At 45.2% G+C, this 7069-nt stretch carries 13 protein-coding genes, 1 tRNA gene and 2 rRNA genes; all 16 read right to left on the reverse strand.

From position 1 onward, the window contains the following. Positions 1-5: 5 nt before the first annotated feature. Positions 6-362 carry a 30S ribosomal protein S13 gene (gene rpsM / locus G6R11_RS19225; RefSeq protein WP_016402132.1) on the reverse strand — a complete coding sequence of 119 codons (357 nt, stop codon included), beginning with the start codon at positions 360-362 and terminating at the stop codon, positions 6-8. A gap of 107 nt (positions 363-469) precedes the next feature. Then, positions 470-583 carry a 50S ribosomal protein L36 gene (rpmJ, locus tag G6R11_RS19230; RefSeq protein ID WP_000868186.1) on the reverse strand — a complete coding sequence of 38 codons (114 nt, stop codon included), beginning with the start codon at positions 581-583 and terminating at the stop codon, positions 470-472. A gap of 41 nt (positions 584-624) precedes the next feature. Next, entirely contained in the window at positions 625-1950 is a 1326-nt protein-coding gene (secY, locus tag G6R11_RS19235; RefSeq protein ID WP_016402133.1) for a preprotein translocase subunit SecY, read from the reverse strand. Between the two features lie 8 nt (positions 1951-1958). Beyond that, positions 1959-2393 (reverse strand): 50S ribosomal protein L15, encoded by a 435-nt coding sequence (gene rplO / locus G6R11_RS19240; RefSeq protein WP_137673765.1) that lies wholly within the window; start codon positions 2391-2393, stop codon positions 1959-1961. A 2-nt stretch (positions 2394-2395) separates the two neighbouring features. Continuing rightward, positions 2396-2578 carry a 50S ribosomal protein L30 gene (gene rpmD, locus G6R11_RS19245; RefSeq protein WP_163134674.1) on the reverse strand — a complete coding sequence of 61 codons (183 nt, stop codon included), beginning with the start codon at positions 2576-2578 and terminating at the stop codon, positions 2396-2398. A 6-nt stretch (positions 2579-2584) separates the two neighbouring features. Next, positions 2585-3088 (reverse strand): 30S ribosomal protein S5, encoded by a 504-nt coding sequence (gene rpsE, locus G6R11_RS19250; RefSeq protein ID WP_016402136.1) that lies wholly within the window; start codon positions 3086-3088, stop codon positions 2585-2587. A 10-nt stretch (positions 3089-3098) separates the two neighbouring features. Beyond that, positions 3099-3449 (reverse strand): 50S ribosomal protein L18, encoded by a 351-nt coding sequence (gene rplR / locus G6R11_RS19255; RefSeq protein WP_016402137.1) that lies wholly within the window; start codon positions 3447-3449, stop codon positions 3099-3101. A 9-nt stretch (positions 3450-3458) separates the two neighbouring features. Beyond that, on the reverse strand, positions 3459-3986 hold the full coding sequence (gene rplF / locus G6R11_RS19260; RefSeq protein WP_163134675.1) for a 50S ribosomal protein L6: 528 nt from the start codon (positions 3984-3986) through the stop codon (positions 3459-3461). 15 nt (positions 3987-4001) lie between these two features. Then, positions 4002-4394 (reverse strand): 30S ribosomal protein S8, encoded by a 393-nt coding sequence (gene rpsH / locus G6R11_RS19265; protein WP_016402139.1) that lies wholly within the window; start codon positions 4392-4394, stop codon positions 4002-4004. A 26-nt stretch (positions 4395-4420) separates the two neighbouring features. Continuing rightward, positions 4421-4726 carry a 30S ribosomal protein S14 gene (rpsN, locus tag G6R11_RS19270; RefSeq protein ID WP_016402140.1) on the reverse strand — a complete coding sequence of 102 codons (306 nt, stop codon included), beginning with the start codon at positions 4724-4726 and terminating at the stop codon, positions 4421-4423. Positions 4727-4739: 13 nt separating this feature from the next. Continuing rightward, positions 4740-5279, reverse strand: a complete 540-nt coding sequence (rplE, locus tag G6R11_RS19275; protein ID WP_040307252.1) for a 50S ribosomal protein L5 — start codon at positions 5277-5279, stop codon at positions 4740-4742. A 12-nt stretch (positions 5280-5291) separates the two neighbouring features. Then, complete coding sequence (rplX, locus tag G6R11_RS19280; protein ID WP_163134676.1) at positions 5292-5606, reverse strand: 50S ribosomal protein L24; 315 nt, start codon at positions 5604-5606, stop codon at positions 5292-5294. A gap of 10 nt (positions 5607-5616) precedes the next feature. Continuing rightward, the gene (gene rplN / locus G6R11_RS19285) at positions 5617-5985 is read right to left on the reverse strand and encodes a 50S ribosomal protein L14 (protein ID WP_016402143.1); all 369 of its coding nucleotides are present in this window, start codon (positions 5983-5985) and stop codon (positions 5617-5619) included. Positions 5986-6308: 323 nt separating this feature from the next. Next, positions 6309-6384, reverse strand: a tRNA-Thr gene (locus tag G6R11_RS19290). Between the two features lie 41 nt (positions 6385-6425). Then, positions 6426-6541 (reverse strand): 5S ribosomal RNA (gene rrf / locus G6R11_RS19295). A gap of 109 nt (positions 6542-6650) precedes the next feature. Continuing rightward, positions 6651-7069: ribosomal RNA gene (locus tag G6R11_RS19300) — 23S ribosomal RNA — on the reverse strand; the annotation flags it as partial.

Raw genomic sequence — 7069 nt, forward strand, 5'->3', positions numbered from 1 at the left:
ACCCCTTATTTCTTAATAGGTTTGCGAGGACCTTTACGGGTGCGCGCATTAGTTTTAGTGCGCTGACCGCGAAGGGGCAAACTGCGACGATGACGAAGTCCACGGTAACAACCGAGGTCCATCAGGCGCTTAATGTTCATTGATACTTCACGGCGTAGATCACCTTCAACGGTGAATTTAGCTACTTCGTCACGAAGTTTATCGATTTGTGTTTCGTCAAGTTCTCTGATCTTAACATCTTCAGCGATACCAGCTGCCGCACAGATTTTCTGTGAACGGGTTAAGCCAATGCCGAAGATTGCAGTTAAAGCAATAACTGCGTGCTTCTGATCAGGAATGTTAATGCCGGCTATACGGGCCATTGGCACACTCCTATTTTTCGTGTTAAACGAAGGCCATCTGTGAAAAGCCCGTAAGGATACTCAACAGATGACCACATTGCAAATAATATTGTCTTGAAATCTACTAACTAGCCTTGGCGCTGTTTATGCTTTGGCTCACTGCAAATTACACGCACAACACCGTTGCGCTTAATAACTTTACAGTTACGGCAGATTTTCTTAACGGATGCACGTACTTTCATTGCTATCTCCGCGAAAGTTAAAGTCCAATCTCAAGGGCGGCCTATCGGCCGTAACCTTTAAGATTAGCTTTTTTCAGAACCGAACCATATTGATGAGACATCAAATGGGTTTGGACCTGAGCCATAAAGTCCATGATAACCACCACTACAATAAGTAGCGAAGTACCACCGAAGTAGAACTGAACGTTCATTCCGATCATCATAAACTCAGGAATTAAACATACAAACGTGATGTACAAAGCACCAGCTAGGGTTAAACGAGTCATCACCTTGTCGATGTATCGCGAGGTTTGCTCACCAGGGCGAATACCCGGAATGAACGCACCACTCTTCTTCAAGTTATCTGCTGTTTCGCGAGGGTTAAATACCAACGCAGTATAGAAGAAGCAGAAGAAGATAATGGCTGCTGCATACAAGAACACATATAACGGTTGCCCAGGTTGTAAGGTTAGTGACAGGTCAGATAAGAAAGATAAACCTTCGTTTTGACCGAACCACTGCGCCAACGTGCCAGGGAACAGAATAATACTTGAAGCAAAAATAGCTGGGATAACACCCGCCATGTTTACCTTAAGTGGTAAATGTGTGCTTTGCGCAGCAAACACTTTGCGACCTTGTTGGCGTTTTGCATAGTTAACAACGATACGTCGTTGTCCACGTTCTACAAATACCACAAAGAAGGTCACCGCAAATACAAGAGCAACGATGAACAAGAGTAACAACAAATGCAACTCTCCTTGACGCGCCTGCTCAGCCGTCTGACCGATTGCAGAAGGCAATCCTGCCACAATACCAGCAAAAATCAGAATCGAAATCCCGTTGCCAATACCGCGTTCAGTAATTTGCTCACCTAACCACATTAGGAACATTGTTCCCGTTACCAAGCTAACCACCGCAGTGAAATAGAATGGTAGACCTGGGTTGATTACCAGACCAGCCATCATATTTGGTAAGCCAGTAGCTATACCAATAGCTTGGAAGGTTGCTAGAACCAGTGTGCTATAACGCGTGTATTGACTAATTTTACGTCGACCCGACTCGCCTTCCTTTTTAAGTTCGGCAAGTGTTGGGTGAACAACAGTCAATAACTGGATGATAATCGATGCCGAAATATACGGCATGATACCTAACGCGAAAATAGACGCACGTGAAAGTGCACCACCTGAAAACATATTAAACATTTCCAGAATGGTACCTTTCTGCTGGTCAAACAACGCGGCCAGTACAGCGGCATCAATCCCAGGTAACGGCACAAAGGAGCCGGCTCGGAACACAATAATGGCTCCAAGCACAAATAATAAACGACTCTTAAGCTCGCTTAAGCCGCCTTGTGCACTTGCTGATGCTGTTCCTGGATTCTTAGCCATGTTTTGTACTATTCCTCGATTTTACCGCCAGCAGCTTCAATTGCTGCCAGTGCGCCTTTAGTTACACGCAGGCCACGTAAGGTAACTGGTGCTTTTACTTCGCCAGATAGTACTACTTTTGCAAACTTAATGTTGCGAGTAATAAGACCAGCAGCCTTCAAAGCGTCCAAATCTACCACGTCAGCAGTAACTTTAGCTAGCTCGCTAGTGCGAACTTCAGCAGTTACCATTGATTTACGTGAAGTAAAACCAAATTTAGGCAAACGTTGTTTCAAAGGCATTTGACCGCCTTCGAAACCTGGGCGAACACTACCGCCAGAACGAGACTTCTGACCTTTGTGACCGCGACCACCAGTTTTACCTAAACCAGAACCAATACCACGACCTACACGCTTAGCATTTGGCTTAGAGCCAGCTGCTGGAGAAAGAGTATTCAAACGCATGATTATTCTCCCTCAACCTTAACCATGTAAGAAATTTTATTAATCATACCGCGAACACAAGGAGTATCCTCTAGTTCTACAGTGTGGTTAATGCGACGAAGACCTAGACCAGTTAAGGTCGCACGGTGCTTAGGCAAACGCCCGATACCGCTTTTAGTCTGTGTTACTTTAATTTTGTTCGACATGGCTTATTACCCCAGAATTTCTTGGACGCTTAGGCCACGCTTCGCAGCAACGTCTTGTGGAGAATGCATATTCTCAAGAGCGTCGATAGTAGCGCGAACAATGTTAATTGGGTTAGTAGAACCGTATGCCTTAGACAATACGTTCTGCACACCCGCAACTTCTAGAACAGCACGCATCGCACCACCGGCAATAATACCAGTACCCTCTGATGCAGGTTGCATGTAAACACGCGACCCAGAGTGGCGACCCTTAATAGGATGCTGAAGTGTAGTGCCTCTCAGCTGTACACTTGTAAGGTTACGACGCGCTTTTTCCATTGCTTTTTGAATAGCAGCTGGAACTTCGCGAGCTTTACCATAACCAAACCCTACGCGACCGTTACCGTCACCCACTACTGTTAGAGCAGTGAAACTGAAGATACGACCACCTTTAACTACTTTTGACACACGGTTTACAGCGATAAGCTTTTCGTTCAGATCACTACCGGCTTGTGCTTCAAATTTAGACATGACTCACTCCTTAGAACTGAAGACCAGCTTCACGTGCTGCTTCTGCAAGCGCAGCTACGCGGCCGTGGTACTTAAAGCCTGAACGGTCGAAAGCTACAGATGTAACGCCTTTCTCAGCAGCACGTTCAGCGATTGCTTTACCTACTGCAGTAGCGGCAGCTACATTGCTTAAACTTTCAAGACCGTTAGCAACGGCTTTATCTACTGTTGATGCTGCGGCAATAACCTGTGCATCAGGTGCAATCACCTGCGCGTAAATATGGCGCGGAGTACGGTGAATCACCAGGCGGGTTTTACCCAACTCTTGCATAGCTTTGCGAGTGCGTGTTGCACGACGCAGACGAGCAATTTTCTTTTCCATAGTGTTAACCTACTTCTTCTTAGCCTCTTTACGGCGAACATTTTCGTCAGAGTAACGAACACCTTTACCTTTGTAAGGCTCTGGTGGACGGAACGCGCGAATGTCTGCTGCTACCTGACCAACAACTTGCTTATCAGCACCTTTCAGTACGATTTCAGTTTGTGATGGACACTCTGCTGTAACACCTTCTGGTAAGGTGTATTCTACAGGGTGAGAAAAACCTAAAGTAAGGTTAACTACCGAGCCTTTTACAGCTGCACGGTAACCAACACCTAAAAGAGTCAGTTTTTTCTCAAACCCGTCTGTAACGCCAACAACCATGTTGTTGCTAAGAGCACGAGCTGTACCCGCTTGTGCTGAAGAACCACCTTCAACAACAGCAAATTTCAATTCGTTTTCTTCTTTCGTTACAACAACTGCGTCATTAAAAACGCGAGTCAATGTACCTTTGCTACCTTTAACCGTTAATTCTTGGCCGTTGATATTTACTTCAACGCCAGCAGGAATTGTAACGGGAGCCTTGGCTACGCGAGACATATTACCTACCTCCGGTTAAGCTACGTAACAGACGATTTCACCGCCCATGCCAGCTTTACGTGCTGCACGGTCAGTCATTACGCCTTTAGATGTAGAAACGATTGCAACGCCAAGGCCACCCATAACTTTAGGTAGGTCTTTAGCACCTTTATAAATGCGTAGGCCTGGACGGCTTACACGTTCAATCTTTTCAATAACTTTTTTACCTTCAAAATACTTGAGGGTAACTTCTAATGACTTTTTCACGTCACCAGTCACAGCGTATCCTGTGATGTAACCTTCTTCTTGCAACAAGTTAGCAATTGCCACTTTTACTTTAGATGAAGGCATAACAACAGATACTTTATTTGCTGATTGACCGTTGCGAACGCGAGTCAACATATCTGCAATAGGATCTTGCATGCTCATAATCGTTTACTCCGTAATTAAGTGGATTACCAACTGGCTTTCTTAAGGCCAGGAACCTCACCGCGCATCATAGCTTCACGCAATTTAATACGGCTTAGGCCGAATTTGCGTAGGTAGCCATGTGGACGGCCAGTTACGTTACAGCGGTTACGCTGACGAGACCGACTTGAATCACGAGGTAACGATTGCAATTTTAACACTGCGTCCCAACGCTCTTCATCAGAGCTGTTCACGCTGCTAATAATCGCTTTAAGCGCAGCGCGCTTTTCCGCGAAGCGAGCAACGGCTTTTTCACGTTTCACTTCACGAGCTTTCATTGATTGTTTAGCCATAACTAACTCTACCTTACTTACGGAATGGGAAGTTAAAGGCAGCCAGCAGAGCGCGGCCTTCCTCGTTGGTTTCGGCAGTAGTAGTGATAGTAATATCCATACCACGAACCTTATCAACTTTGTCATAATCGATTTCAGGGAAGATGATTTGCTCACGTACACCCATGCTGTAATTACCACGGCCATCGAATGACTTAGCATTCAAACCACGGAAATCTCGAACACGAGGAATAGCGATCGAAATCAAACGCTCTAAAAACTCCCACATACGCTCACCGCGTAGAGTCACTTTACAACCAATTGGGTATCCATCACGGATTTTGAAGCCTGCTACAGATTTACGAGCTTTGGTAGTAAGTGGTTTTTGACCTGAGATAGCTGCTAGATCAGCAATTGCGTGCTCTAGTACTTTCTTGTCATTAACCGCTTCACCCACACCCATGTTAAGGGTGATTTTCTCAATCCGAGGGACTTGCATGATGGATTTGTAACCGAACTCCTTTAAGAGTTCAGGCGTTACAGTTTCCTTATATAGGTCATGCAGTTTCGCCATCGTTAACTCCAGTTACTTTACAATTTCATTAGACGATTTGAATACACGAACTTTTTTGTCGTCTTCAAATCGAAAACCAACGCGATCAGCCTTGCCAGTGGCAGGGTTAAAAATCGCTACGTTTGATGCATCAAGGGCCGCTTCTTTCTCAACAATACCGCCTGCTTCACCCAATTGTGGGTTTGGCTTTTGGTGCTTCTTGATCACGTTCACGCCTTCAACGAATAGTTTACCTGTAGATAAAACTTTGGTTACGCTACCGCGTTTGCCTTTGTCTTTACCTGCAATAACTATTACTTCATCGCCTTTTTGGATTTTATTAGCCATTTTGGACTCCTTAAAGTACTTCTGGCGCTAGAGACACAATTTTCATGAACTGTTCGTTGCGCAGTTCACGTGTCACAGGACCAAAGATACGAGTACCAATAGGCTGATTGTTTGCATTCAAAATAACCGCTGCATTGCGGTCAAAACGAATTACAGAACCATCAGGACGACGTACGCCTTTTCTAGTACGCACTACCACAGCATTCATTACGTCACCTTTCTTAACTTTACCGCGAGGAATTGCTTCCTTAACAGTAACTTTAATGATGTCGCCAATTCGTGCATAACGGCGGTGCGAACCACCTAGGACCTTAATACACTGTACAAGGCGCGCGCCGGAATTGTCCGCCACGTCCATAGTAGATTGCATTTGGATCATTTCAGTGCTCCGCTATATATTACAACTGACCCCAGCAATTAGCGCTGAGATCTCTGGCTGCCTAATTAAAGGGCGCGAAATTATAACACCCTAATTTTTTAATTGGTAGGATTGTCTAAATTTTGTTTAATTTAATTAAAAAAACAATAATAAACAAATAGTTACCATGAAAGCTGCATTCGAAAAACAGCTAAAAAGAGGCTAATTTCGCATTTAGGTTATTAGAGTTGAAGCGATTTGCCCCAACCTAATCAGATAAACCGACCAACAATTGGCCGATAAAAACAAAAAAGCCCAGCAATAGTGCCGGGCTTAATTGAATATGGTGCTGATAGGCAGATTCGAACTGCCGACCTCACCCTTACCAAGGGTGCGCTCTACCAACTGAGCTATATCAGCGAAATAAAAACCCAGCTATAAGCTGGGTTTTTAAATTGAGAGCCTGGCAGTGACCTACTTTCACATGGGGAAGCCCCACACTATCATCGGCGCAGTTGCGTTTCACTTCTGAGTTCGGCATGGAATCAGGTGGGTCCACAACGCTATTGCCACCAGGCAAAAACTGTTGTCTTTAACATTCGAAAAAGCTGAAACATCTCATGAGTACAACAAGTATTCATGGTTTCTAAATAAGGTATCTATAAGCAACACCCTTTAGGTGTTGTATGGTTAAGCCTCACGGGTAATTAGTACAAGTTAGCTCAATGCCTCACAGCACTTACACACCTTGCCTATCAACGTTGTAGTCTCCAACGGCCCTTCAGAGGACTTAAAGTCCTAGTGAGAATTAATCTCGAGGCCTGCTTCCCGCTTAGATGCTTTCAGCGGTTATCAGTTCCGAACGTAGCTACTGGGCAATGCTATTGGCATAACAACCCAAACACCAGCGGTTCGTCCACTCCGGTCCTCTCGTACTAGGAGCAGCTCCCCTCAATTCTCAAACGCCCACGGCAGATAGGGACCGAACTGTCTCACGACGTTCTAAACCCAGCTCGCGTACCACTTTAAATGGCGAACAGCCATACCCTTGGGACCGACTTCAGCCCCAGGATGTGATGAGCCGACATCGAGGTGCCAAACACCG

Origin of the sequence: Agarivorans sp. Alg241-V36, assembly GCF_900537085.1 — a bacterium.
In the GTDB taxonomy this organism is placed as follows: Bacteria; Pseudomonadota; Gammaproteobacteria; order Enterobacterales; family Celerinatantimonadaceae; genus Agarivorans.